Source organism: Pseudomonas sp. F9001 (assembly GCF_013385435.1).
Taxonomy (GTDB): domain Bacteria; phylum Pseudomonadota; class Gammaproteobacteria; order Pseudomonadales; family Pseudomonadaceae; genus Aquipseudomonas.
This window is the reverse complement of sequence record NZ_JACAPX010000011.1, coordinates 154307-178928: the sequence shown is the minus strand read 5'-3', so window position 1 is coordinate 178928 and position 24622 is coordinate 154307. Positions and strand designations below refer to the sequence as shown.

At 58.5% G+C, this 24622-nt stretch carries 25 protein-coding genes; 7 read left to right on the top strand and 18 right to left on the bottom strand.

Annotated elements, in window-relative coordinates; translation table 11 throughout:
- Positions 1 to 13: 13 nt before the first annotated feature.
- The 13 genes from HX818_RS09580 to HX818_RS09520 all read right to left on the bottom strand — a co-directional run bounded on the left by HX818_RS09580 (position 14) and on the right by HX818_RS09520 (position 13404).
- Positions 14 to 298 carry a hypothetical protein gene (locus tag HX818_RS09580; protein ID WP_003211359.1) on the bottom strand — a complete coding sequence of 95 codons (285 nt, stop codon included), beginning with the start codon at positions 296 to 298 and terminating at the stop codon, positions 14 to 16.
- A 179-nt stretch (positions 299 to 477) separates the two neighbouring features.
- Positions 478 to 1821, bottom strand: a complete 1344-nt coding sequence (locus HX818_RS09575; protein WP_003211357.1) for a UDP-glucose/GDP-mannose dehydrogenase family protein — start codon at positions 1819 to 1821, stop codon at positions 478 to 480.
- 12 nt (positions 1822 to 1833) lie between these two features.
- Entirely contained in the window at positions 1834 to 3261 is a 1428-nt protein-coding gene (locus tag HX818_RS09570) for a mannose-1-phosphate guanylyltransferase/mannose-6-phosphate isomerase (RefSeq protein ID WP_177019926.1), read from the bottom strand.
- Positions 3262 to 3315: 54 nt separating this feature from the next.
- Positions 3316 to 3792, bottom strand: coding sequence for a glycosyltransferase (locus tag HX818_RS09565; protein ID WP_003211352.1), 477 nt, complete (start codon positions 3790 to 3792; stop codon positions 3316 to 3318).
- Positions 3793 to 4248, bottom strand: a complete 456-nt coding sequence (locus HX818_RS09560; protein WP_023658755.1) for a hypothetical protein — start codon at positions 4246 to 4248, stop codon at positions 3793 to 3795. It abuts the gene before it with no gap.
- A 35-nt stretch (positions 4249 to 4283) separates the two neighbouring features.
- Positions 4284 to 5246, bottom strand: a complete 963-nt coding sequence (locus HX818_RS09555; protein WP_177019925.1) for a glycosyltransferase family 1 protein — start codon at positions 5244 to 5246, stop codon at positions 4284 to 4286.
- Between the two features lie 54 nt (positions 5247 to 5300).
- Positions 5301 to 5843, bottom strand: a complete 543-nt coding sequence (locus HX818_RS09550) for a DapH/DapD/GlmU-related protein (RefSeq protein WP_102368815.1) — start codon at positions 5841 to 5843, stop codon at positions 5301 to 5303.
- Complete coding sequence (locus HX818_RS09545; protein ID WP_256662413.1) at positions 5844 to 6689, bottom strand: polysaccharide lyase; 846 nt, start codon at positions 6687 to 6689, stop codon at positions 5844 to 5846.
- A gap of 18 nt (positions 6690 to 6707) precedes the next feature.
- Complete coding sequence (locus HX818_RS09540) at positions 6708 to 7859, bottom strand: polysaccharide pyruvyl transferase family protein (protein ID WP_134326349.1); 1152 nt, start codon at positions 7857 to 7859, stop codon at positions 6708 to 6710.
- On the bottom strand, positions 7856 to 9316 hold the full coding sequence (locus tag HX818_RS09535) for an oligosaccharide flippase family protein (RefSeq protein ID WP_177019924.1): 1461 nt from the start codon (positions 9314 to 9316) through the stop codon (positions 7856 to 7858). Before HX818_RS09535 ends, HX818_RS09540 begins: the two co-directional genes overlap by 4 nt.
- On the bottom strand, positions 9313 to 10584 hold the full coding sequence (locus HX818_RS09530) for a DUF6369 family protein (protein WP_008435476.1): 1272 nt from the start codon (positions 10582 to 10584) through the stop codon (positions 9313 to 9315). Before HX818_RS09530 ends, HX818_RS09535 begins: the two co-directional genes overlap by 4 nt.
- A 105-nt stretch (positions 10585 to 10689) precedes the next feature.
- A complete protein-coding gene (locus HX818_RS09525; RefSeq protein WP_177019923.1) occupies positions 10690 to 12918 on the bottom strand; it encodes a polysaccharide biosynthesis tyrosine autokinase in 2229 nt (742 codons plus the stop codon).
- Positions 12919 to 12963: 45 nt separating this feature from the next.
- A complete protein-coding gene (locus HX818_RS09520) occupies positions 12964 to 13404 on the bottom strand; it encodes a low molecular weight protein-tyrosine-phosphatase (protein WP_032899408.1) in 441 nt (146 codons plus the stop codon).
- 232 nt (positions 13405 to 13636) lie between these two features.
- On the opposite strand from HX818_RS09520, the gene rfaH reads away from it, so the two are divergent.
- From rfaH to HX818_RS09505, 3 genes are all read left to right on the top strand, one after another.
- Positions 13637 to 14146 carry a transcription/translation regulatory transformer protein RfaH gene (gene rfaH / locus HX818_RS09515; protein ID WP_003211330.1) on the top strand — a complete coding sequence of 170 codons (510 nt, stop codon included), beginning with the start codon at positions 13637 to 13639 and terminating at the stop codon, positions 14144 to 14146.
- A 120-nt stretch (positions 14147 to 14266) separates the two neighbouring features.
- On the top strand, positions 14267 to 14575 hold the full coding sequence (locus HX818_RS09510) for a phosphomannomutase (RefSeq protein WP_256346297.1): 309 nt from the start codon (positions 14267 to 14269) through the stop codon (positions 14573 to 14575).
- Positions 14572 to 14919: a hypothetical protein gene (locus HX818_RS09505; protein WP_177008627.1), complete on the top strand. Its 348-nt coding sequence runs from the start codon at positions 14572 to 14574 to the stop codon at positions 14917 to 14919. The genes HX818_RS09510 and HX818_RS09505 overlap by 4 nt, the downstream gene beginning before the upstream one ends.
- Here the strand turns inward: HX818_RS09505 and HX818_RS09500 are convergent.
- The 4 genes from HX818_RS09500 to HX818_RS09485 form a co-directional block, all read right to left on the bottom strand.
- On the bottom strand, positions 14871 to 15494 hold the full coding sequence (locus HX818_RS09500; RefSeq protein ID WP_177019922.1) for a hypothetical protein: 624 nt from the start codon (positions 15492 to 15494) through the stop codon (positions 14871 to 14873). The genes HX818_RS09505 and HX818_RS09500 overlap by 49 nt on opposite strands.
- Before the next feature lie 69 nt (positions 15495 to 15563).
- On the bottom strand, positions 15564 to 16553 hold the full coding sequence (locus HX818_RS09495) for an ABC transporter substrate-binding protein (protein ID WP_008435483.1): 990 nt from the start codon (positions 16551 to 16553) through the stop codon (positions 15564 to 15566).
- A complete protein-coding gene (locus HX818_RS09490; RefSeq protein WP_008435484.1) occupies positions 16546 to 17313 on the bottom strand; it encodes an ABC transporter ATP-binding protein in 768 nt (255 codons plus the stop codon). Before HX818_RS09490 ends, HX818_RS09495 begins: the two co-directional genes overlap by 8 nt.
- 1 nt (position 17314) lies before the next feature.
- A complete protein-coding gene (locus tag HX818_RS09485; protein WP_003211316.1) occupies positions 17315 to 18178 on the bottom strand; it encodes an ABC transporter permease in 864 nt (287 codons plus the stop codon).
- A gap of 250 nt (positions 18179 to 18428) precedes the next feature.
- On the opposite strand from HX818_RS09485, the gene HX818_RS09480 reads away from it, so the two are divergent.
- From HX818_RS09480 to HX818_RS09465, 4 genes are all read left to right on the top strand, one after another.
- On the top strand, positions 18429 to 19517 hold the full coding sequence (locus HX818_RS09480) for an LLM class flavin-dependent oxidoreductase (protein ID WP_177019921.1): 1089 nt from the start codon (positions 18429 to 18431) through the stop codon (positions 19515 to 19517).
- Between the two features lie 118 nt (positions 19518 to 19635).
- Positions 19636 to 20145, top strand: a complete 510-nt coding sequence (locus tag HX818_RS09475) for a sigma-70 family RNA polymerase sigma factor (RefSeq protein ID WP_177008630.1) — start codon at positions 19636 to 19638, stop codon at positions 20143 to 20145.
- 5 nt (positions 20146 to 20150) lie between these two features.
- Positions 20151 to 21140 (top strand): FecR domain-containing protein, encoded by a 990-nt coding sequence (locus HX818_RS09470; protein ID WP_371315706.1) that lies wholly within the window; start codon positions 20151 to 20153, stop codon positions 21138 to 21140.
- A gap of 118 nt (positions 21141 to 21258) precedes the next feature.
- Positions 21259 to 23724 carry a TonB-dependent receptor gene (locus tag HX818_RS09465; RefSeq protein ID WP_177019920.1) on the top strand — a complete coding sequence of 822 codons (2466 nt, stop codon included), beginning with the start codon at positions 21259 to 21261 and terminating at the stop codon, positions 23722 to 23724.
- 41 nt (positions 23725 to 23765) lie between these two features.
- Here the strand turns inward: HX818_RS09465 and HX818_RS09460 are convergent, their stop codons facing one another.
- Complete coding sequence (locus tag HX818_RS09460; protein ID WP_010171950.1) at positions 23766 to 24560, bottom strand: class II aldolase/adducin family protein; 795 nt, start codon at positions 24558 to 24560, stop codon at positions 23766 to 23768.
- Positions 24561 to 24622: the final 62 nt, after the last annotated feature.

Here is a 24622-nt window from a genome sequence, read left to right as displayed (position 1 = left end):
CACATGCGGGTTATTAGTTGGTACCGGTGGTACCGCCTGTACCGGTGGTGCCGCCGGTGCCGGAAGTACCGCCATTGGAACTGCCGCCCGAGTTGGAAGCCGCCGCCGCAGCGCCGACTACCGCGGTACCGACCCCGACGGTTTCACCGAGCGTCACGCCGCCCACGAGCGGGGTGCTCAACGACAGGGGCTCGCTCGCGCCGGCCGCATCGCTCAAGGCCTCGCTCGCGACTTCACCTGCCGCCAATGCCGCAGTACTGCTAAAGGCCAGCACGCCGGCCAACAGTATTTTCCTCATATCAGACTCCTTCTCGATATTTACCCCTTATCAAATAATGCAATAAGGGCGTAGTGATGGAACGGAGATAAACAGGCTATGCAAACTGCGCAAAGATCCTGTTGGATCACGCACTTAACCTCCTCGAAATCATCTCACTTGTGGATAGCTCAAACCACCAATGTTAATAATCGTCAGGATTAAACAACGGGGCGTACCGATAACCCGCGACCAATACCGTAATACTCGAAACCATTGGCTTTCATACGCTGCGGATCAAATATATTGCGGCCGTCAAAGATCACCGGCGTGCTCAGTTTTTCTTTTATCAAGTCCAGGTCCGGGGCCTTGAACTCCCGCCATTCGGTCACGATCACCAGCGCATCGGCACCTTGCAACGCCGCTTCCTTGGTGCCCATCAGCAACAGGTCTTCGTTCATCCCGTAAATGCGCTGGGTCTCGGCCATCGCTTCGGGGTCGAATGCCTGGACCCGGGCACCCACGCTGCGCAGTTGTTCGATCAACACGCGGCTCGAGGCTTCGCGCATGTCATCCGTATTGGGCTTGAAGGCCAGGCCCCAGATGGCGAAGGTCTTGCCCTCCAGCTGGCCGCCGAAGTGGTGGTGAATGTGCCCGAACAGGTGCTGCTTCTGGCGCTTGTTGACTTCCTCGACGGCAGACAACAGCGTTGCCTGATAGCCGATCGACGACGCGGTGCGCTCCAGCGCCTGCACATCTTTCGGGAAGCACGAGCCGCCATAACCGCAGCCTGGGTAGATAAAGTCGTAGCCGATCCGTGGATCGGAGCCAATGCCTTTACGAACCGCCTCAATGTCGGCGCCCAAGCGTTCGGCGAAATTGGCCATTTCATTCATGAAGGAAATCTTGGTGGCCAGCAGGCAGTTGGCCGCGTACTTGGTCAGCTCGGCACTCCTGATGTCCATCGTGATGATCTTTTCGTGGTTGCGGTTGAAGGGTTCATACAGCTCCCGCATGCGGTCCACGGCGTAACTGCTGTCGCTGCCGATGATGATCCGGTCGGGCCGGGTGCAGTCGGCGACCGCCGAACCTTCCTTGAGGAACTCGGGGTTCGAGATCACGTGGAACTCCACCTCGAGCCCCCGCGACGTCAACACCTCGGACACCTTCGCCCGGACCTTGTCCGCCGTCCCCACCGGCACCGTGGACTTGTTAACGATAATCTTCGGCTCGGTCATGTTGAGCGCAATAGTCGCGGCAACGGAGAGCACGTACTTGATGTCGGCGCTGCCATCGTCATCAGGCGGGGTGCCCACGGCGATGAACTGCACCTCTCCATGCCGCACGCCTTGCGCGGCGTCGGTGGTGAAGTGCAAGCGTCCGGCATCATGGTTCTTCTGGACGAGCGCACTCAGCCCGGGCTCAAAGATCGGAATAATGCCGGCCTTGAGGTTCTCGACTTTAGTCGCGTCCACGTCGACACAACACACCTCATGCCCCGCGTCGGCCAGCACCGCTGCCTGCACAAGACCCACATAGCCGATTCCAAATACAGTTACATTCATTTCAATCTTCCTTTAAACAAGCTCGAGGCGGCCATAGCGGTCTTCAAAGCGGATGATGTCGTCCTCGCCCAGGTACGAGCCCGATTGGACTTCAATCAGCTCCAGCGGGATTCGCCCCGGGTTTTCGAGGGAGTGCACAACGCCAATGGGGATGTAGGTGGACTGGTTCTCGGTCAGCAGCACTTGCTTGTCGGCGATTTGCACATTCGCGGTGCCGGACACCACGATCCAGTGCTCGGCCCGGTGGTGGTGCAGTTGCACCGACAGCTTGTGCCCCGGCTTCACCGTGATCCGCTTCACCTGGTACCGATAGCCCTGGTCCACCGAGTCATATTTGCCCCACGGCCGATAGACTTCGCGGTGGCTGGTGCTCTCGATCCGGTGCTTTTCAGTCAGCTGCGCGACTATTTTCTTGACGTCTTGCGCGTGGTCCTTGGTGGTCACCAGAATCGCGTCGGCGGTCTCGACGACCACCACATCATTGATCCCTGCAACCGTGACCAGGCGGTGGCTGGCATGCACATAGCTGTTGGTGACGTCCTGCAGCAGCACGTCGCCCTGGGTGCAGTTCTGGTTCTGATCCTTGAGGCCCGCTTCCCACACTGAGTCCCAGGCACCCAGGTCGCTCCACGGCGAATCGAGGATGACCACCGACGCGATGTCGGTCTTTTCCATCACCGCGTAATCGATCGACACGTTGGGTGCGTTCACAAAATCCACCTGGCTGAGCCGGGTGAAATCCTGGTCATGGGCCGCGTTGGAGAGGGACAGTTCCGCGGCCACCATGATCTCCGGGCTCAGGCGCTCCAGCTCGGTCTTCATCACCGAGGCGCGGAACATGAACATGCCGCTGTTCCAGAAGTAGTTGCCTTGTTCCAGGTAGCCTTGCGCGGTCGCCAGGTCGGGCTTTTCCACGAAGGCATCGACATGCGCGGCGCCGTCCACCGCAGCCTCTTGAGTACGGATATAGCCGTAGCCGGTCTCCGGCTTGGTGGGCACAACCCCGAAGGTGACGATCTTGCCTTTGTTGACTTCCACCTTGGCCAGCGTCAAGGCCGCATTAAAGGCTTGGGTATCGCCGATCACATGGTCCGCCGCCAGCACCAGCAGGATCGGATCGTCCCCATCCGCCAGCGCCGACAGGGTTGCCGCCGCAATCGCCGGGGCGGTGTTGCGGGCGGTCGGCTCAAGGAGGATTTTCTGCGGGATCACGTCCAGTGATCGACTTTGCTCGGCCACGATGAAACGGTGTTCTTCGTTGCACACAATGATCGGCGGGCTGACGGTCTCGCCCTCTATCGACAGGTTCTTGATGCGATCCAAGGTGGCTTGAAACAAACTCAAGTCACCGTGCAGCGCAATAAACTGCTTTGGTTTAAGCGCTCTTGAAAGCGGCCACAGGCGCGTGCCTGAACCGCCAGACAATATAACTGGGATCATAACGATTACTCGATGATTAAAGGCAATAAGAGCGGATTGACAAACAGCCGAAACTTAAGAAGTGAATGACTTCACATAACTGATCAAGCGGTCCCTTTCGGTAAAGTCCAGTGAACTTTCGGCACTGCTGTAGTTAAGCGCCGAATCAATCGCCGAAAAGAACGCATCTTTATCATGGGCGATAAACACAGAGGGAAGGTCTGAAAAGTTTTCGGCGGTGTCGTACTGGTGATTATTGATGTGTTCACCGCGCCGACTGTCGCGCGGGACAATAACAATCGGTTTGCCCAGTTCAAGGGAGCGAATGATATTGCCCATGCCCGCATGGGAAACAATCACCTTTGACGCATTGAAGTTCTTGGAAAACAGCGGCTCGGCGATGGTCTTGTAAGCCGTAATGCGCCCCAGGTCATTTTCGTTATTGCCTACCTGGGCAACAATCGGGACCTGCGGGTTTGCATGACTCCACTCATGCAAGTAGCCGAGCATTCTTTCAAAGGGTGCTTGAGTGCCAACGCTGCAAAATATCATTTATACAATCCTCCCTTTATATTGGGCGCGGCTGTTTTGCGACAGCGTGGGCCACTGGGTCAGCAACTCATCGACAAAATACACAGCGATCCTGCCGGACAACGAGAGCTTCTTGGGATTGGCAATGCTGTCGATCCACAGGGTCTTTTTGCCCATGAGTTTTCCCGCGACCAGCCCCAGCAACCCCGGTGCCGCCCCGGTGGAGATCACGTACCTGGCCTTGCTGCGGTAAACGATCGCAAAGATCTGGCAAAAGCCCTTGATGATCTTCAACGGTTCACTGCGATTAAAGTCCGGGACTTGCGCGAAGGCATGGGTTGGATACTGCGAGCCAATGCTGATATCCACGGTGGCGATGGTAACTTTTTGACCGTCGAAGGCAGGCAGCAACTTGCTCATTTGTACCCAGTGCCCACCTCCAGAACAAATCAATAAAACATCACTTGATTGACTCATGACGGTTCCCTTCCTGTCAGGTGTAATAGACATCATTAAATAGTGGCGGCAGTTCTTAACAGTTGGGCCTGGCCTTTCCAGCGGGTTATTCGTTTGGCTTTGAGCAAGGCCGATTTCTCTTTATAGGTTTCTTGATTGGCGATGAGCTGCGCGACGCCGGCCTTGATGGACAGCGGGTCCAGGGTGTCGACAAACACCGCCGCCTCGGAAAACAACGAGCGCAGTACCGTGGTATTCGAAAGCGCCATCGGCCTGCCGGCGCTGACCGCTTCGTTGGCCACGCTCAGCTGAACGTCGTCGCGGGTGGTCAGGCCGAGCACCACATTCGCGTGGCACAGCAGCTGTTCAAAGGTCGCCTTGCTGAGGAAGCCGGTCAGCTTGATGTTCTCGGGGAGTGACGCCACGAGCTCCTCGGAGAGCTTGCCCTGATGCTTGCCGGTGATCAGGAAGTCGACACCGGGCATTTCCCGGGCGGCGTTGATCACGATCTCGATCGGTTCATCGATATCAAACGAGCACGGAAACAGTACATAGGGTGTCTCGCGCTCACTGGCGGGCGCCGCGTGAAAGTCACACGGCAAGTCTTCCAGGATAAAGATATTGGTGTCCTTGACGCCCAGGCCGGCCAACTCTTCTTTGACTTTAAAATTATGAACGACGACGGCATCGATTCTATTCAACAGCGCTACCGTGCCCGGAAAGCCTATCCATTGTTTGCGCAACAGGCTGTTGTGGGCATCGGCGATAATCTTCAGCCGCCGGTTGAATATAAACTTGTAGGCCAGTGCTATATGCAATACCGGGCTCGGCGGCAACTGCACCCACAGCACATCAGGCGAACCGGCCAACAGGGTCTTCAGGGTTTTAAACGACTTGATCAAGTAATCCAGCGGCCGCGCGGATTTCTTCTTGAACTGGTTGGGCAGATGCAGAATGTCATACGCCCAGTATTGCTTCATGGTATCGGCGCGTCGTTGATAGCCAATCCATGCAATCATTAATGATTTCACGTCAGAGTCCTGCATAAATAAAGGTGGGGCCAGTGAGATTGCTTACACTGCAAACCAGATCGGAAAGTCGGCGTTGTATCGAATGGTGTTGTTTCTGAAGCGGATATGTTTGGCCGGATTGCCTCCCACGATCGAATACGCTGCAACGTTGCGCGTGACCACACTGCCCGGATAAACAACCGCGCCTGTTCCGATGGTGACGCCTGGCATCACCATCACATTGGGAAAGATCCAGGCATTGTCTTCAATCAACACCGGCTTCCCCACCAGGCAACTCATGGGGTCATCAATATCGTGGCCCAGCGTATAAATCCGGGTGTTATGGGAAATATTGACGTTGTCGCCGATGCGGATGCCCGCCCGGTTATCCAGGTAGCAGTCGTAATTGACCGTGCAGTTTTTCCCGACCGAGAAGTTGCCGAAGGAGAAAAACACCACGTTGCGGTGGATCGTAGTCCGGGCGCCCACCCGGCATCCGGTTGCCCGGAGCAATGCGCGTCGCAGATTGAAAAACAACGCCAGGCTGAGCAGCGTATTGAACAGCGCAACAGCGGCCTTCTTGATGTTCAGTTTCAGGTTCTTCATCTACTCGCCCTGCCCTGAAGTATCCGTTACGCGCTGTGAACTCATCACAAAATTCCTGAAGCGGATATTGGTACTCACCGGCGTGGCGAAAGACGGGTTATTGCCACCGAAGAACGTCGAAAACAGCAAGCCGTCGATGGTAATCTCCGGCGTGTCTCTAAACGTCAGCCCGGTTTCCGAGTGCACCAGCTGGTTGTCGTACCAAATGGAAATCACACCGTCGGCCTGCCCCGGCGTATTCAACTTCACCAGTTGCTCCAACCTGTGCCATTGCCCCACCGTAAAGATCCAGGAACCCAACCCGACTGCCGTGCCCCAGGTTTTACTGGTGGGCAAATACGCGTAAATGGCGCCGGCGCCCTTTTCTTTCCAGATGTAGCGCGTGGAAAAGCCGTCATGGCCGTTCGGTATCTTGCCGCCCGTATTGCCGGTGCCACCGTAGAGGCCCGGGAGCTTGCCGCCTTTTACAAAGTCGAAATTCCTGTCGAACTTCAACTCATAGGTCAGTACCAGGCATTCCCTGCCCGGTTGCGGCAGTGGGGATTTGAATTCAATGCCGCCGTAGGGCAACCCGAGGCGCACCATCGAACCCGGGTCGTAGGAGCCGGCCGGAAAATGCACGGCAATGTCCTTGATCTTTTGGCTGTAGGCCTTGTTCGTCAGATTGGCCCTGCCCTTTATGCTGCTTTGCGCCTGGGGCCCGTCGGCCATCTGCGAAACGTCCGGCAGTGACGGGTAGATGTTCTTGATGCCTGGCTCGCAACGGTCGTTCAACTCAGATGCGCCGCTGGCAGCCACCTGCAGGGCGAACGCCACAATGAGTAGCGTCGAGGCTGTCTTTTTCACGTCGGTTGCCCCTCCACTTTATTTTTCATCGACCCATTTCAAAAAGTCGTCGACCGCTTTTTGCGCAAGGGAAGAACGCTGGGCGATCTCCTGCTTGAGGTGCTCGGCCATTTGCGCCTTGGATTGCCGAAATTCGCTGATGGTGGCCTTGATCACCTCAGGGTCTGGGGTGCTGACCAGCCGGGTGCCCTGCGGCAGCATTTCATGGACTTTTTTCAGCTTGTTTTCGATTTCAACCGCGATGGTGGGAAAGCCCAGGGAAGCCGGCAGCAGTACACCGTGTGCACGGGCGCTGATGATCACGTCGGACTCGACGATCAGTTTCGCCATGAAGGTTTCGGGCGTATCGCCCGCCGCGTCCCAGCACAACCATTCGAACGTGTGGTACTTGTCGATCAGGTGCTGGTCACGTTCCTTGTACAGCGAGACCAGGCGTACCTGCTCGCCACGCTTGGCGAGCTCATCCGCGGCCTGGACCATCGCCTTGATGAACTGTTGCCCGTTCGCGTCATGGGGCCAGTCGCGCAGGATGAAGGACAGGTACTTGCCCTTCTTGAGGCTGCCGACCTCCAGGTCTTTGCTGGAGATCCACAGGTCGGAAAGCAGGCTGGGGTCGGTGTACACCTCGACGTCGGACTTTCCGAAGGCCTTGCAATGCTGCTGGCTGGTACCGTCCCGCACGGAAATGTAGTCACAGCGATTGATCACGCTGACGGCGCGGGTCAGCAGCTTGCCGCCGCCATCGAAGGGGCCCAGGCCAATGCAGAACGCTGCCAGGCGCCGGTGGAAATAGATCCTGTCGACACCACCGCGCAACCCGACATACAAACGCAGAAGCGTGGACTTCAGGTCGGTCTGCGCCTTGATGCTCTTGCACAGCTTCGCCACGATGCCTTTGTTGGCAGCCGCCTCTTTGGCCGGTGGGATGAACGAGAAGAACTGGCCCCCACCGCCCAACACCACCAGGTCAGCCTTGACCGGCTCCTTGATGTGCAGCCACTTGATACGCGGGTTGAAGTTCCTGGCGATCTGCGGATGATCGACACCCACCGCTATATCCGATTCCTTAAAGCGTTTTTTCAGAATATTGATCACGCATAGCATTAATACGTCATCACCCAAATTACCAGGACCGTATGCCCCCCGGATATATACTTTGCTGACATTCATGCTGGGCTTCCATTTTCCACGGGGTCATTAAACACGGCATTCAAGGCAAACGTTGTTGCGAGAATGTAGATAAATATCAGCGCCATGATCATCAATCGATACAGCACACTTTCGACATAGGCGCTTGATATGAAACTGATGAAAGGCAATGCCCACAAGATCAGGATCCTGGGAGATACGAGCAACTCCAGAGGTAATATCTTCTTGTAGACGAAATACGGCAGTCCCAGCAGGAAGTGAATAAACTGCGAGCCGATAAATGCCTTGGCAATCCCGATTGCACCTTCTTCCCGAAGCCACAGTGCTCCGGCAATGAATAACACTCCCCATAGAATGTTACTCATCACACTGAACCAGGCCAGGTTCATCACGATCATCTTTCTTGAAATACCGGACTTGAATGCACTGAGCAGCGAACCCAGGATTACCAGGACTAATGTCACTTCAAAATCCCGCCCCAGGAAACTGCTGCCATACAGTTTGGCCAGCAACTCGGGGAACATGATCACCGGCTGTATGATCACCAACACCACCAGCCAGCCCGACAGAAAGTTCAAGGCGTCCAACTTGCGGCTTTTACCGCCCAGCGCGGCGGCCAGCATCGGCACCAGCACAGAGCCCAACACCACGGAAACATGGGAAAAGATCGCGTTCCATTGCATCGCGGCGGCGTACATGCCCAATGCGGCAAGGCCGTTAGTTGTTTCCGCCAGCAACTTGTTGGCGAACCAGTTCATCGGGGCGACCATCAACCCCGTCAGCAATACCGGCAGGCCAACCGACAGCACTGCGTGCTTTTCAGTCATTGCACCTTTGAAACTCAGCGTGGTATTTCGGGCCTTCAAAGTCTTCCAGCAGGCCAGTGCGCTGAAGAACACGATCAGCAATTGAGAACCGGCCAAGCCCAGCAGCGCACCATTGAGTCGGAACTGCAGGGTCAGGAAGTACGTCGCCGGGATCGCGACAATCGCAATGATGCCGTTGATGGTCGCGATTGTCCGGTATTGGCCCCAACCGGTCAGGCAGCCCTGGGTCCATCCCGACAGGATAATCAACGTGATGGTGCTCAATACGATCAGCGATGCAGCGCTGAGGCTGTCTGCCCCCAGGATAACGCTGGAGAAAAAGTGCGGGAAAAACAGCGCTGTCCCGATGATCATCCCGCTGAACACAACCGAGAACAGCAGCGTCAGCGCGATGCCCCTGCCGGTCTTCTCGGGACAGGTCTCCTTGAACTGCCCGATATGCTTGGCCGTTGCCGTGGTGGTGGCTTGGGCGGCGACGTTGGCAAGCATCACAATCGCGCTCTGGATCAAGCCATACTCGCCAAACGATTGCGCACCCAATACCCGGGCAACCAGGATGCCGGTGATGACCACCGACACTTTGGTGGCCACGGCAGAAACGAAACTCCATGCCGTACTGGACACGAACTTTTTCAACAGTGTGCTGTTCATCCGGCATTCACCTGCAAGGGTGTGGTTATCAGCGGCTGGCCAGGCTTGAGGATCTTTTTGCGTTGCCTGGCGGTGTGTTCGGAACAGACCCGCAGCACAATCGCGCCATACGCGATACCGATGGCGTACGGCTGATAAGGCGTGGCCGAGACAACGAACATCACCCCCAGAAAGATGGCGATCGAAACCGCCACCCGGCTGTTCATGTGCTGGGTAATCGAGGTAATGAACACGTACAGCAAGTACACGCCGATCAGCCCGTACTTAACGAAGTAGGTTAAGTAGGCACTGTCGATATTCGAGTTCTTGTCATCGAGGCCACGGTACTCGAACCAGGGAATCTCGAACGGCGTGCCCGCGCCCAGTCCCACAAAGTAATGCAGCGGGTTCATGCCGCGGATCAACTCCAGCGCCGGGCTGAAGCGCGTGGCCAATTGGGCGGCCATGCCTTCGGACGACAAACCATCATTGATTCGATCAGCCCCGATCATATTGCTGATGCCAATGAACGCCATCAGCACCACCGCCCCGGCCAGGGCAACGCCTATCATGCGGGCCGGCCGGGTGTATTGGTGGATGATGATCGCCGCAAACACCGAGACAAAGATGAAGCGAGAGTTGGCAATGAACAAACAGATGAATGAAGTGGCCAGGCAAATGCTTGCGAGCTTTTTCCTGTGTTCGAACAGCCGTGGGTCTATGAAGTAATAAATCAGGTAGGCCACGGCGGCGTACGTACCGCCGTCCAGGTAGCGGTAGGCGTTTTCTTCGTAGTAGACGTCTTGAAACTTGTACAAGCCCAAGCGTAACCAGGCAATGTCCAGCACATTGAAGGCGGTCATCGCGATCAATAGCAGGAGCACTGTCTGCAACTTCAGCGTTTTTGCGGCAAGGGTCGCGATGTTCGAGAGCACGATAAATGACAGGATCATTATAAAAGGCCGAACATCCTTCAACAGGTACTTGTTCGAGGACTCCAGCAGGCCGCAGGCGAGTAACACCACATACAGCCCGCAACCAAAAAGCAGGCCGCCCGGTACCGTCAATTGTTTCTTCTGTGTAGCCACCTGCCGGATCAGCAGTGCGCCCAGCCCGCCCACGATATAAAAGTCAAAGAAGTAGATACCCTTGAGCGAGATTATTTCGCTGTAGGAGTTACCCGTGGGAATAACAGCCAGCATTATCCCGAACACTACGATTGAGTATTTTGGATTTTTCGCCGCGAGCAAACCCGCTGACAGCGCGATAAGGGATAACAGGTAAAACATGGCTGGGTATTCTTTATGCTGATTTGAATTTGGCACGCTACCGCCCCAGGATTTTTCGTTCATTTCCTGAAAACGTGACCTCTATCCTGCAATTACAGTGGTGAATCAGCTCCGATCAGCCTGGTACTCGTACTGGTAATACCCGTAGTTGCCGTAGCCATATTTGGCCGACGCTTTCTTTTCAACGCCGTTGAAGATCGCGCCCCTGAGCACGATGCCGTTCTGGGCAAATCGGCGCATGGTGTGCTCGATCTCTTTTGCCGGGTTCAAGCCATAGCGGGTGACGATCAGGTTGGTCCCCGATTGCCGTCCCACGATGGCTGCGTCGGTCACGGCCAAGAGCGGTGGCGTATCCAGAATCACCAGGTCATACCGTTCGCTGACCTGCGCCAACAGCTCGGTCAGGTTGCGGTGCATCAGCAGCTCGGAAGGATTCGGCGGTATTTGCCCGCGGCTGATGATGTCGAGGTTTTCAACGCCGGTTTTGTGGATGGCGGATTCAAGGGTGCATTGATTGGAGAGGATGTCGGAAAGCCCATCCTTGGCCGGCACGCCCAGCACTTTGTGCAGGTAGCCCCGTCGCATATCCACGTCAATCAACAACACGCGCTGCCCGGTTTGCGCGATGACAGCCGCCAGGTTCACCGAGACAAAGGTTTTGCCCACCTCGGGGCTGGGGCCGGAAATCATGATCCGGTTATTCGGCGCCTCGAGCATCGCGAAGTGCAAACTGGTGCGCAAGCTGCGCAAGGCCTCCACTGCCAGGTCCGTGGGGTGACTGATGGCCAGCAATGAAGAGCCGGCATCGGCACGCCCACGCCCGCGGCTGATTTTGTCTTCTTCGACCTTTTGCAGCGTGCTGTACGGAATCGACGCGTACACCGGCAAGCCCAGTTGCTCGATGGCCTCGGGGCTTTCCAGGCCACGGTTCAGCGCCTTGCGCAGCAGCACCAGCGTCACCGCCAGGAAGCCGCCCAGCAGCGTCGCGATCAGCACGATGAGGATCTTTTTCGGCTTGATCGGCTTGAAGAAATTGACGTCTGCGGTGTCGATCAGGCGCACGTTGCCCACGGTGCCCGCGCGCATCACATCGAGTTCCTGGGACTTGTTGAGCAACTGGGTGTAAATGGCCGTGCCGACCTCGACATCCCGGGTGAGGCTCAGCAGTTCCTGCTGGGTGGAAGGCAGGCTCTCGACCCGGCTCGCCAGGCTCTGCTGCTTGCTGGTCAGCTCGCCGATCTGAGTCAGCAATGCGCGATACGCGGGATGCTGGCGGGTGAACTTGCGGTCCATCTCGGCCTGTTGCAGCTTCAGCTCGGAGATGCTGGTATCGAGGCCCACGATCTGGTCGAGAATCGCCTTGGTTTCCAGGGTGATGTCCACCGACTTGCTGCGGGTCTGGTATTCATTCAAGGCCTTCCCGGCTTTTTCCAGGTCCTTCTTGACCTCCGGCAGTTGCTCCTTGAGAAACGCCAGGCTTTGCGCCGCCTCAGCCGAGGTGCGCTCCACGTTCTGCCGCACGTAGATCGCCGCGATCTGATTGAGGATTTTGATCGCCTGGTCCGGCTCGGTGCTTTCCAGCGCCAGGCCGATCATGCCCGACTCCTTCCCTCGCTCGACCACATCCAGGTTTTCCTGATAGTCGAGGATGCTGGTCAGTCGCGCATTGCGGATCACCCGGAAACGCGTGCCGGGCTTGGCGCGCAGTTCTTCAATCTGGAATGCCACGCCATTTTGCTCGAACGGCTGCCCGACCTCGCCGGCCGCCAGCACCTGGTCATCTTCATCCACCAGGGTGTAGTGCGCGTTTTCACCCACGGTCAGGGTCAGCTTCTTGCCCAATTGCCCGTCGGGCAGGTCCAGCTTGAAGATCTTCAGCGACTCGCCGCCCCAGGCGAAGCCGTCCAGGCCCAGCAGCGGCTCGGCGATTGCACCGGGGTTGGCTTTCTGGAAGCGGCGCGCCAGGAACTCACCCACCACCGGGAAGTACATCGGCTGTACGACGATATCGAGTTTCAGGTTGTCGACGGTTTTGCCAATCACGTAGCGGGACTGGATCAGCTCGATCTCGGTGGCCGACGGCGACTCCTTGCCCAGCATCCCGCCGATGTCCGAGAAGCCCAGCAAGTCGTTCTTTTTCGCTTCGACCTGCAGCAGGGCATTCGCCTGGTAGACCGGGGTTGCCAGCACCGCATAGGCGGCGCCAGTGACCATAAAGGCACCGGTCACCGCAGCGATCAGCCATTTATGGTCGATCAGTGTTCCAAACAGACCGAGGAGATCAATCTCCCCGTTATCGTCTTCCTGTACGGTGACTGCTGGCGTTTGCTGCATAAGTCGGATTCTTAGCCTTTATTTCGATTCAAAAAGTAGTGGCGATCAGCGTGCAAGACGCTGCGCCCATGCGTTTACAGCTTCTTCGATCAACGCATAAGCGTGCACAAACGCGGCCTTGCCTTGACGGTACGGGTCGCTGATCTCTCGCTCGTTTTGCCATTTGCCCAGCAGCAAGACCTTGCCTCGTGCCTCGGGCGCCATGCTGAGCACGGCATTGATGTGCTGTCGTTCCATGACCAGGATCAGGTCGGCTTCACTGATCGCCTGTGGCGCCAACTGGGTGGCCTGGTGCTTGTCGGCCGGATGACCGTGGGCTTCGAGTACCGCACGGGCGGTGGTTTCAATCGGCTTGCCGACCAACGCGGCAATACCTGCAGAACTGATCTTGATATCGGAGCACGGGAGTGCGCCACGCAAAAGACTTTCCGCGGTGGGACTACGGCAAATATTGCCAATACAGACAATCAACACTCTTTTAAACAAGGCACTATCCCCGGGCCATCCATTACCCCATGAAGCAACCTCTTCAACTTCATTACTTCACGGCAGTATTTATTAACACGTAACCCTTACTTCCCCCAAAATTATCTCCGGACGAAAAATAACAACCACCGCCTTCAAACCGACAATTTATAACATTCATTACTTCGTCACTCCCATCGGTTTTAAATTACAGCCTTGTCACGTATCGCCCTATATAGGAAGAGGAACGCCCATGAGCGCAAATGCCAACAAAGCCTGGTACCTGGTCCAGTGCAAATCCCGGCAGGACGAGCGCGCCGAGGAGCACCTCCAGCGCCAGGGCTATACCTGCTTCCGGTCTACCTATAAACGCGAACGGCTGTTGAAGGGCCAGCGCAGGACCACCCGTGAATCGTTGTTTCCCGGTTATCTGTTTATTCAAATGAGCCAGCAGGACAGCTGGAGCTCACTGCGCTCGACCCGCGGTGTGTCGCGGGTGGTGGCATTCGGCGCGCACCCGTTGCCCATCAGCGACACGCTGGTGGACGAACTCCAGGAGCGCGACCACCAGGCCGTGGTGAGCGCCCTGTTGCAGCCCGGCGAAAGCGTGCGCATCAATGAAGGGCCGTTTGCCGAACTTGAAGCGGTCTTCCTGGCCATGGACGGTGAGGAACGTGTGGTGTTGCTGATGAACTTCCTGCAACGGGAACAACGCATCAACTTGCCATTGGCAGAAATCAGCCGAGTGCAAAGAAGTGACTGATAGCGGCGCTGAACAGACAAGAAATAACATTCAACTTAATAACAGACTAAAAATAACATCCGCTTACTTTTTCACCTCTTGAGAATAAAGTAATACGTGAATTAACAGCGAGGGACGGCCATGAAAAGTTCAAAGCTATTGGTAGAGCGTATCGGCCTGTTTCCTTCTTCGGGAAACATTCACGTCAAGGTTAATAGTTCAACCACCGTTGTAGAACGCATGCAGGTGTTATACGCCGGCCATTCCCTGGACAGTGACGAATCCTGTACCGGGCTTTCAATGGTGTTTGCCGACTGGCGCTTCAAGTTGCAGGTGAGCAATCCCCTGTCCATCTGCCTGTGCGTGGAGAGCCGCGGCGACAACCACCTGATGCAAATGAAGACGGCCGAACTATTGGCGAATATTTCCTGCACCGAGGAGCGGCCATGAGCATTTATGAGGATCTGAAACGGGCCTACGCCTTGAAAAGGCTGACGAACACGTTTGAAGGTTTCGTGGGCCTGGCACCGCACGAACAACTGCCGGCGGAGCAATATGCGCGCAACACCCGGATCATGTCCCACTGGCTGGATCAGTTGCGCGGCAACTCACCGCAGGACATAACCGACACGCTGTTCAAGCAGATGAAGCGTTCGCAGCGCCGTGGCGATGCCCGACGCTTCAATTGCCAGACGGTCCTGCTGGAGCTGCTGGTGGAAAGTAACCTGGCCCTGGACCTGGCCACTTACTCGGCGTTCAACTGCATGGAAGAGGCCCGCCAGGAAGGCTCCTGATGGGCCTGGTCGGCACCTGATACGGCCACTGCCACATGGTTGAGCAGCTTCTCGGCGTTGTACTTGGGTGCCATCGCACTTAACAACAGGATCACCATTCCCCCTCCGATTAACGATGGGGAAACCCGCACTTCAACCACCTCAAGGCGCCATAGAAACGCCAGTGCCGCCATGCCGCCCAAAAAGCCACCGGCCAGTGCTTCGTTGAATGGATGAATATAGGGTGCCACGCAATAGGCACTGAACCAGCCGGCGATCAACATCCCGGCGATAGCTGCGGGCCAGCGCCACTCGGGGTTGACCCGGCGCGCCACCAGGCTCATCGCCACGGGCACCATCAACGACGTATTCATGGCGTGACCGCTGAGCACCGCAATATCCAGCTGCTGGAGCGCCACGCCCCAGCCCTTGAACAGCAACTTGCTGAACGCCACGATGGAATAGGTGCAGGCGATGGTCATCAGCCACCACTTGACCGCCTGGGGCCGGGAATACCAGAGCCAGACGGCGATCACCACTGCGGCCGGAATCATGACGGTGATACCGCCATATTGCGCCAGTTCTTCCCGTATCAAGTGCTGTTCCCTACCCGCAAGTTTTTCCCGGACCCATGAGACCTCAGGTCCGGGCAAAACACAACGACTTCAGGGCGCGCCAGCCAGCGATTGCGGCGAAAACACCTCGGTATCCGTCAGTTTCCGTACCTCTACCCGGTGCGGGAAAATCTTCTTTTCCACAAACAAATCATCCACCTGCTGCAACGCCTGCACATCCCGCTCCTCTACTGGCAGCAGCGACTCATCACCCCATGTGCGCAGCAACTGTGAAACCTTGAGCGGGATATCGTTGACCGTGGCAAACACCCGTGCGTATTCCTCGGGGTTCTGCTGCGCCCATTCAAAGGCCTTGGCGAACCGCTGCAAAACGTCACGCAACGCCTGGCGCTTGAGCGGGTCGCTGAGCACTTCATCGGACGCGGTAATAAACGTCAGGCCGGTATTGATGCCCTCCCCGCTGATCAGCACCCGCGCGCCCTGCTGTTCGGCGAACGCCTGGTACACCCCGAAGGTCGCCCAGGCTTCGATCTTGCCGGCGTTGAACGCAGGTAATGCATCGGTGGGCAGCACGAAGCCGACGTTGACGTCCTTTTCATCCACGCCGGCATTCGCCAGGGCGCGGATCAGCAGGTACTGGGAAATGCTCCCACGGGCCGACGACACCACCACATTGCGTCCTTTCAGATCGGCCACGCTGTGGATCGGTGAATCGGGCGGCACCAGGATCGCAATGCTGCGCGCCTGACTGCGGCGCACCGCAACGATACGCAGCGGCGTGCCTCCGGTGGCAGCCGCCAGCACCGGTGTATCCCCGGCCGGGCCGAGGTCCACGGCGCCGGCGCGCAAGGCTTCGAACAGCGGCGCGGCGCCCTGGAAGTTGGCCCACTGGACCTTGTAGTCGATGCCATCCAGGGCGTGGGCGGCCTCCACCACCGTACGCAAGCCCTTGGCCTGGTCACCGAGGATCAAGGTCACACCCGACAGATCCGATGCAGACTTCGGCGCTTCAGCGGCTTTGTCGCAACCGCCCATCAGCAGTGCAGCCGCCAACAGGCAAAGGGTTCTGAATTCAACCATGGGCAAAACGCCTGACGCTGGCGTTCGCAGGCTGGGCGGCCGGGGCGTCCACTTCAACCCCCAACAGGCTCAGCAAGCGGGCGCGAATCGCCTGGAAACCGTCCTGGCCGGTATCCCGTGCACGGGGCAGGTCGATGCGCAGTTGCTCGGCAATCTTGCCCTCCGCCAGCACGATCACGCGGTCGGCCAGCAGGATCGCTTCGTCGACGTCGTGGGTCACCAGCAACACGGCCGGCGTGTGTTTGCGCCAGAGCTCGATGATCAGGCGATGCATCTTGATGCGGGTCAGCGCATCCAGCGCGGCGAACGGTTCGTCGAGCAACAGCAGCTTGGGCTCGCGCACCAGGCCGCGGGCCAATGCCACGCGCTGGGCCTCGCCGCCGGAGAGGGTCGCCGGGTACGCCTCCAGCCGATGGGCCAGCCCGACTTCCGTCAACGCCTGCACCGCACGGGCCTTGGCGTCGGGAACCCGCAGGCCGAGAATCACGTTTTTCCAGGCGCGCTTCCACGGCATCAGGCGCGGCTCCTGGAACACCGCCGCCCGGGCCTTGGGCACGCGCAACTGGCCGCTGTCGATGCTGTCCAGGCCCGCGAGGCTGCGCAGCAAAGTGGTCTTGCCGGAACCGCTGGCGCCCAGCAACGCAACGAACTCCCCCGGGGCGATATCCAGATCCAGGCCGTCGATGACCCGCTGCTGGCCGAACTGGCGCACCACATTGCGCAACTGCACCGGTGCTGTTGAAGCTTCGAGAATCGACATGTCAGTTCCTCACAAACGATGGGCGCCAGGCCAGGGCAAAACGTTCCAGGGTGCGGATCAAGCCGTCGATCAGCAGGCCCAGCACGCTATAGATCAACAGGCAGATCACGATCACGTCGGTGCGCATGAAGTCCCGCGCATCACTGGCCAGGTAGCCGATACCGGCGGTGGTGTTGATTTGCTCGACAAACACCAGGGCCAGCCAGGAGATGCCCAGGGAATAGCGCAGGCCGACAAAAAACGAAGGCAACGAGCCCGGCAGGATCACGTGCCAGATCAGCTCGCGACGGTTGAGGCCGAGGGTGTTGGCGGCCTCGATCAGTTTGGGGTCGATGTTGCGGATGCCGGCGAACAGGTTGAGGTACACCGGAAAGGTGGTGCCGGTAACGATAAGTGCGATCTTGGTGAACTCGCCGATGCCAAACCAGAGGATGAACAACGGCACCAATGCCAGGGAAGGAATGGTGCGCAGCATCTGCATCGGTGAGTCGAGGATTACCTCGCCGCGCTTCGACAGGCCGGTGATCAACGCGGCCACCACCCCGATACTCACGCCGATGCTCAAGCCCAGCAGCGCCCGTTGCAGGGACACCAGCAGGTGCTTGCCCAGCTCTCCGGAGACGATCATTGCCCACAGGGTGCCGCCAATCTGAGACGGCGCGGCGATGATCCGTGCCGGAATCAAGCCCAGCTCGGAGGCCAGTTCCCACAGCAACAGCAACACAATCGGGCTGACCAGCCGCAGCAACACATCGGGGGTGCGCCAGTTGCGCAGCCAGCGCGGAATCAAGCGGGATGCAACGCCGGCTTGACCCTCGGCCTTGTCGACGGAAAACGAACTGGCGTTAAGGGACTTTTCAGTCATCGGGCTTCCTTCCTCATCAAGAACACGGCCAGGAGCGCCGCTGCGGTTTCATGCTATTCGCATAAAAAACCTCAGTGAAATTCTATTTGGGAATAACCTAATACGATTAAAATGCGCATTACTGATAACTATATAAAACTATGATTCTGTATTTTTATAATTAGGATAGAACCAATCGGCATTTTACAGGCCCGGGTGCGGCCCCTATTTTCGATAGCAGCTTTATTCCTGCCCTCAACAAGGACTGACCATGAGCATCGAATTTATCGGCTATATCGGCGGCCACCACGCCTCCGAGATCCACCCTCGCAGCGGCCCGACCTTGCAGCCCGACTACGTGGAGACCGTGGCCCGCGCCCACGAAGAGGCCGGCTTCGACCGCGCGCTGGTGGCCTTCCATTCCAACAGCCCGGACAGTACGTTGATCGCTGCCCATGCGGCCAGCGTGACGAAAAAGCTGCAGTTCCTGATTGCCCACCGGCCCGGCTTCGTCCAACCCACCCTCGCTGCGCGGCAGTTCGCCACGCTGGATGTGTTCAACGGCGGGCGCACCGCGGTGCACATCATCACAGGCGGCGACGACCGTGAACTGCGGGCCGATGGCAGTCATATCGACAAGGATGAGCGTTATGCGCGCACCGACGAGTACTTGAGCGTGGTGCGGCAGGAATGGACCAGTGAAAAGCCCTTCGACCATCACGGGACTTACTACCGGTACGAGGGTGCGTTTTCGACGGTGAAGTCACCACAGCAGCCGCATATACCGTTGTATTTTGGCGGGTCTTCAGCGGCGGCCATTGCGGTGGCGGGCAAGCATGCGGATGTGTATGCGCTGTGGGGTGAGACCTACGAGCAGGTGAAGGAAGTGGTCGCCCAGGTGCGGGCTGAGGCGGCCAAACATGGGCGTACGGTTCGCTTCAGTTTGTCGTTGCGGCCGATTCTGGCAGAGACTGAAGCGCTGGCTTGGGAGCGTGCGGATCGCATCCTGGAGCAGGCGACGGCGCTGGCGCAGAAGAATGGGTTTGTGAGGCGTGAACCGCCGAATGAGGGGTCGCGGCGGCTGTTGGCGGCGGCGGCCCAGGGGTCGCGGTTGGATAAGCGGTTGTGGACCGGGATTGCGGGGTTGCTGGGAGCCCAGGGTAACTCTACGTCGCTGGTGGGTACGGCCGATCAAGTGGCCGAGGCGTTGCTGGATTATTACGACCTGGGTATCACGACGTTTTTGATTCGTGGGTTTGATCCGCTCAATGATGCGATCGATTACGGCAAGCGGCTGATTCCGCTGACCCGGCAGTTGGTGGCTGAACGGGAACGCCAGGCGGCGGAAAAAGTCGCCTGAAACCATCTGAAGGAGCTGCCCACGCAGCTCCCGCAGAGAAAATCGCTGATTGCATCCAACCCTCTCGCCACGCTAAAGTTGAGAATAATTATCAATCACTAGCTGGCACCTGCATTCCATGAACAACCGCAGCAGTTTCGAACAGGACGTCGAACACCTCTACCTTGAACACAGTGGGTGGTTGAAAAACTGGTTGCGCAAACGCCTGCACGAAACCGCCGATGCCGATGATCTTGCCCAGGACACATTCGTGCGAATCATCGGTGCGCGGCGTCCGGTCAATGAATTGCGCCAGCCCCTGGCCTACCTTGCCACCATCGCAAACAGCCTGTTGATCAACCGCTGGCGCCGCCAGGCAGTGGAGCGCGCTTACCAACACGTGTTGGCCGAGCAACCACAAGCGCTGGAGATATCGCCGGAAGACAAATACCTGCTGATCGAAACCCTGGTGGAGGTCGATGAACTGCTGCATGGGATGCCCGCCGGCATGCGCGAGATCTTCCTGCTGTCGCAGCTCGACGGGCTGACCTACAAGCAGATCGGCAGCCAGCTTGGCCTGAGTGTGGACAAGGTGCAAAAGTCCATGAGCAAAGCGTTCGCCCTCTGCTATGCCAGCCAGTTCGAGTAAGCGCCGTGTCGGTTCAGGATCATCAGGAACACCCCATCCCCGAATCCGTGCGTGACCAGGCTATCGCCTGGTTCACCCTGGCGCAATCGGGTGAGATCAGCCCCCAGCAGCAGGAACAGTTGCAACAGTGGCGCCAGGCCGACCCCCAACACGAACGCGCCTGGCAACGCTTCACCACCCTCACTCAACAGTTGCAACGGCGCAGCCAGCAACTGAGCACCCCGCTGGCACGCCAGACCTTGCAACAGACCCGAACCCTGGAGCGTGATCGTCGCCAGGTGCTGAAACTCCTGTTGGGTGCCGGCTTGTTGGGCGGTACCGCCTGGCAGGCCAGTGACAGCTTTTGGGTACAAAGCGCCCTGGCCGATTACCACACCGCAACCGGCGAACGCCGCCACCACACGCTGAGCGACGGCACACAAATCTGGCTTAACACCCGAACGCTGCTGGATGCGCAATACGATACCCAGGAACGCCGCCTGACCCTGCGTCAAGGCGAAGTCGACATCCTCACCGCCAGCGACCCCGCCGGGCGCCCCTTGCTGGTGTACACCGCCGAAGCGCGCCTGCAGCCGTTGGGCACGCGGTTCACTGTACGGCGCGAAAACGATGGGCACGGAACCCTGGTGTCCGTCAGCAGCGGCCGGGTCGCCGCCCGCCTCAAGGCAGGAGGCGAGGCGCTGGTGGTAGACGCCCAGTCACAGGCCTGGATCAGCAGCACTCGCGTCTACCCGGCACAACCGGCCAACCTGAACGATACGGCATGGATCGACGGATTCATCGTGGCCGAACGCATGCGCCTGGAGGATTTCGCCCAGGAACTGGCGCGGTATCTGCCAGGCATTTTGCGCTGCGAACCGGCGGTCGCCGACCTGCGACTGAGCGGCTCTTACCCGCTGAACAATCCCGGGCAGATCTTCTCGATGCTTGAACAGAGCCTCCCGGTGAAGGTGCAGCAGCGCACGCGTTATTGGGTCACCCTCACCGCGCGGTGAGCCTGCCATGAAAATAAACTGAAAAAAGCCGCAGGTTTTTCATTCTCGTTTGGCTTATGGGCGACTCCCGCTCATTGCAGTGGCGGGAAAGCCCTCCTCCTGACTCCGGAAACCTGCCATGAAAGACCGCTCCGCCCCTCGCCCACGCAGCAGCAATCATCGCTGTGCATCAACCCTCAGCCTGGTCCTGTTCAGCGGCGCGGTACTTGCGCAAAGCGTGCTCGCACCGGTAGCCCTGGCGCAAACGGCAGACAGGCAGATCCACTTCGCGGTCGGCGCAGGGCCGCTGGACCAGGTGTTGGGCCAGTTCGGATTGCAAGCAGCCATTGCGGTATCCGCCAACGCGAGCCTGACCGCCGGCAAAAACAGTCCGGGCCTCGAGGGTGCCTACACAGTAGCGCAAGGCTTTGCGAGGATCCTGGCGGGCAGCGGTTATACCGCCGCGCTGCAAACCAACGGCAGCTATGTGCTGGTGCCCGAGGCCGACAGCACTGGTGCCCTGGAGCTCGGCGCCACCAACATCAATGCCACGGGGCTGGGTGCTACCACGGAAAATACCGGCTCCTACGCCACAGGCTCAATGCAGACCGCCACCAAGCTGCCGCTGTCGCTGCGTGAAACGCCGCAATCGGTGACCGTCATCACCCGTCAACGCATGGACGACCAGGGCATGCGCAGCCTCGACGATGTGGTGCAGGCAACCCCAGGGCTGCGCATGTCCGCAGCACGGCCGGCCAACAGTGAGTATTTCTCCCGCGGTTTCCCCATCAACAACCTAATGTTCGACGGATTGCCCACCACCTACAACGCCGACTGGGTCGCCGCTGCCGACATGGCGCCCTACGACCACGTGGAAATCGTGCGCGGCGCCACCGGTCTGATGCAAGGCGCCGGCAACCCGTCCGCGGCGATCAACATGGTGCGCAAGCGGCCGACGCGGGAGTTCCAGGCCAGCGTCACTGGCAGCGCCGGCAGCTGGGACAATTACCGCTCCGAGCTGGACGTGTCCGGCCCCCTCAACGACAGCGCCAGCGTGCGCGGACGGTTTGTCGGGGCGTACCAGGACAAGGACAGCTTCCAGGATTACGCCGGCCGCGAACGGGGGGTGTTCTACGGCATCAGCGAGTTCGACCTGAGCGACAGCACCACCCTGACCCTGGGAGCTTCGGATCAGAACGATAACAACAACATCAACTGGGGCGGGTTACCGGTCAACAGCGACGGCAGCCATGCCAACTTTTCCCGTTCAAAGACCTTTGGGTATAGCTGGAGCCACCAGGACATCGACAACAAAACCGTATTTGCCGAGCTGGATCACCGGTTCGACAATGACTGGCGCCTGCACCTGGCCGCGTCAAAGAACTGGTCTGACTTCGCGCTGACCGGCGCCGTACTGGAACACTACGGCGCCTACCAGCAGCGGGTGTTCAACCAGACCCGCAACTACGATCAGTCCACTTATGATGCCTACGCCAGCGGACCATTCAGCCTGTTGGGGCGCCAGCATGAACTGGTCGTGGGTGCCAGCAAGCGTCAACTCAAGACCAGCGGCAAGGGCGGCAACACCTTCATTCCAGTGGCCGACATCATCAACTTCAGCCCCCGCAGCGTACCCAAGCCCAGTGTTCCGGACAGCTACGACCTGAATGAAAAAGTCGACCAGGAAGGCCTCTACATCACCACCCGCTGGAGCATCACCGACCCGCTGAAAGTCATTCTCGGCGCACGCCTGGACTGGTACGACACCACATCGATCTACAACCAGATCAATGACGGTTACTACACCAACAGCCAATACAAGGTCACCCGCAACCTGACGCGCTACGCGGGCGTGATCTATGAACTGGACGAGCACCACTCGGTCTACGCCAGCTACACCGACATTTTCATGCCGCAAAGCGAGGTCGCCAACGACAACTCGGTGATCAAGCCGATCGAAGGCAAGAACTACGAAATAGGTATCAAGGGTGAATACTTCGGCGGCGCGCTCAATGCCAGTGCCGCGCTCTTCCAGATCGACCAGGAAAACCGCGCGGCCTTGCTCGACAACCAGTCCCAGTGCGCGCGTAGCAACGACGGTGTGTACTGCTACGAAGCCGCCGGCAAGGTCCGCAGCCAGGGTATCGACCTGGAACTGATCGGCGCCCTGACCCCTGATTGGCAAGTGGGCGCCGGCTACACCTTCGCCCAGGCCAAGTACCGCAAGGACGCCGATCGCACCAAGGAGGGCCGCCTGTTCGACACCGACCTGCCACGCCATATGTTCAAGTTGAACACCGTGTACACCCTGCCAGGGGAGCTGGATCAGTGGCGTGTCGGCGCCAACCTGTATGGCCAGAGCAGCATGTTCAACAAGGGCAGCAACTCAAGTTTCGGCCCCTACCATATCGAACAGGAGGCCTATGCACTGGTGGGATTGATGGTGGGCTACAAGGTCAATCAACACCTCGATACCCGGCTGAACGTCAACAACCTGTTCGACAAAAAGTACTATCAGGGCATCGCCAGCAACAGCACCTGGAGTCCGTATGACGTGTACGGCGATCCACGCAATTTCACGGTGACCGCCAAGTACAGCTTCTGACCCGACCTGCGGTGAGGGAGCAGTCTCTCTCACCGCATCGATCAGTTCTTGTAATCGGTATCGCTGCGCTCCAGCTGCCGAATCAACGCATTCCAGTGCCGCGCCACCCCCGGCCCATCCCCGCTCTTGAACACTTCTGCCTGCTTCTCCACCTTGGCCACCACCTCCGCCGGCGGAAAGATCAACTCGGCATTTCCCCCCGCCTGCGCCGCAATCTGGATATTGCACGCCCGCTCCAGCCCCTGCAGCTGCTGGAACGCATGCTCCACACTCACCCCCGCCGTCAGCAATCCATGATTGCGCAGGATCATCACGCTCTTGTCCCCCAGGTCGGCCACCAACCGCTCACGCTCATCCAGGTCAAGGGCCACACCTTCATACCCGTGGTACGCAACGCGCCCGGAAAACCCGATGGAATGCTGGGAGATCGGCAACAACCCGTCCTTCTGCGCCGACACCGCAATACCGTCCCGCGTATGCGTATGCAGCACGGCCTGCAAATCGTGGCGAGCCGCATGGATCGCGCTGTGGATCACATAGCCCGCATAGTTGATGCCCAGGCCCGTAGGGTCATCGACAATCGTGCCGTCGATATCCACCTTGACCAGATTCGAAGCGCTGATCTCATCGAACAACAGCCCGTAGGCATTGATCAGGAAATGTTCCTCAGGCCCCGGCACCCGGGCGGAGAAGTGCGTGTAGATGTGGTCGGTCCACTTGTACAAGGCCGCCAGCCGATAGGCCGCCGCAAGTTTAACGCGCACCTCCCACTCTTCCGGGGTAACCCGCTGGCGGACGTTGTTCGAGACACTGGAGATCGAGGTGACGCTGCTCATGGCAAAACTTCCTGGATGGCCTTAAGGACTTCCAGGCAAGCCTAGGGGATGACCAAAAATAA

Excerpts from the sequence above, each read along its gene's own strand:
- HX818_RS09495 (WP_008435483.1), bottom strand. The coding sequence starts at position 16,553 with ATGGTTGAATTCAGAACCCTTTGCCTGTTGGCGGCTGCACTGCTGATG.
- HX818_RS09525 (WP_177019923.1), bottom strand. The coding sequence starts at position 12,918 with ATGCAGCAAACGCCAGCAGTCACCGTACAGGAAGACGATAACGGGGAG.
- HX818_RS09465 (WP_177019920.1), top strand. The coding sequence starts at position 21,259 with ATGAAAGACCGCTCCGCCCCTCGCCCACGCAGCAGCAATCATCGCTGT.
- HX818_RS09475 (WP_177008630.1), top strand. The coding sequence starts at position 19,636 with ATGAACAACCGCAGCAGTTTCGAACAGGACGTCGAACACCTCTACCTT.
- HX818_RS09580 (WP_003211359.1), bottom strand. The coding sequence starts at position 298 with ATGAGGAAAATACTGTTGGCCGGCGTGCTGGCCTTTAGCAGTACTGCG.
- HX818_RS09560 (WP_023658755.1), bottom strand. The coding sequence starts at position 4,248 with ATGAGTCAATCAAGTGATGTTTTATTGATTTGTTCTGGAGGTGGGCAC.
- HX818_RS09490 (WP_008435484.1), bottom strand. The coding sequence starts at position 17,313 with ATGTCGATTCTCGAAGCTTCAACAGCACCGGTGCAGTTGCGCAATGTG.
- HX818_RS09555 (WP_177019925.1), bottom strand. The coding sequence starts at position 5,246 with ATGATTGCATGGATTGGCTATCAACGACGCGCCGATACCATGAAGCAA.
- HX818_RS09460 (WP_010171950.1), bottom strand. The coding sequence starts at position 24,560 with ATGAGCAGCGTCACCTCGATCTCCAGTGTCTCGAACAACGTCCGCCAG.
- HX818_RS09550 (WP_102368815.1), bottom strand. The coding sequence starts at position 5,843 with ATGAAGAACCTGAAACTGAACATCAAGAAGGCCGCTGTTGCGCTGTTC.
- rfaH (WP_003211330.1), top strand. The coding sequence starts at position 13,637 with ATGAGCGCAAATGCCAACAAAGCCTGGTACCTGGTCCAGTGCAAATCC.
- HX818_RS09575 (WP_003211357.1), bottom strand. The coding sequence starts at position 1,821 with ATGAATGTAACTGTATTTGGAATCGGCTATGTGGGTCTTGTGCAGGCA.
- HX818_RS09510 (WP_256346297.1), top strand. The coding sequence starts at position 14,267 with ATGAAAAGTTCAAAGCTATTGGTAGAGCGTATCGGCCTGTTTCCTTCT.
- HX818_RS09570 (WP_177019926.1), bottom strand. The coding sequence starts at position 3,261 with ATGATCCCAGTTATATTGTCTGGCGGTTCAGGCACGCGCCTGTGGCCG.
- HX818_RS09480 (WP_177019921.1), top strand. The coding sequence starts at position 18,429 with ATGAGCATCGAATTTATCGGCTATATCGGCGGCCACCACGCCTCCGAG.
- HX818_RS09505 (WP_177008627.1), top strand. The coding sequence starts at position 14,572 with ATGAGCATTTATGAGGATCTGAAACGGGCCTACGCCTTGAAAAGGCTG.
- HX818_RS09540 (WP_134326349.1), bottom strand. The coding sequence starts at position 7,859 with ATGAATGTCAGCAAAGTATATATCCGGGGGGCATACGGTCCTGGTAAT.
- HX818_RS09565 (WP_003211352.1), bottom strand. The coding sequence starts at position 3,792 with ATGATATTTTGCAGCGTTGGCACTCAAGCACCCTTTGAAAGAATGCTC.
- HX818_RS09530 (WP_008435476.1), bottom strand. The coding sequence starts at position 10,584 with ATGTTTTACCTGTTATCCCTTATCGCGCTGTCAGCGGGTTTGCTCGCG.
- HX818_RS09535 (WP_177019924.1), bottom strand. The coding sequence starts at position 9,316 with ATGAACAGCACACTGTTGAAAAAGTTCGTGTCCAGTACGGCATGGAGT.
- HX818_RS09485 (WP_003211316.1), bottom strand. The coding sequence starts at position 18,178 with ATGACTGAAAAGTCCCTTAACGCCAGTTCGTTTTCCGTCGACAAGGCC.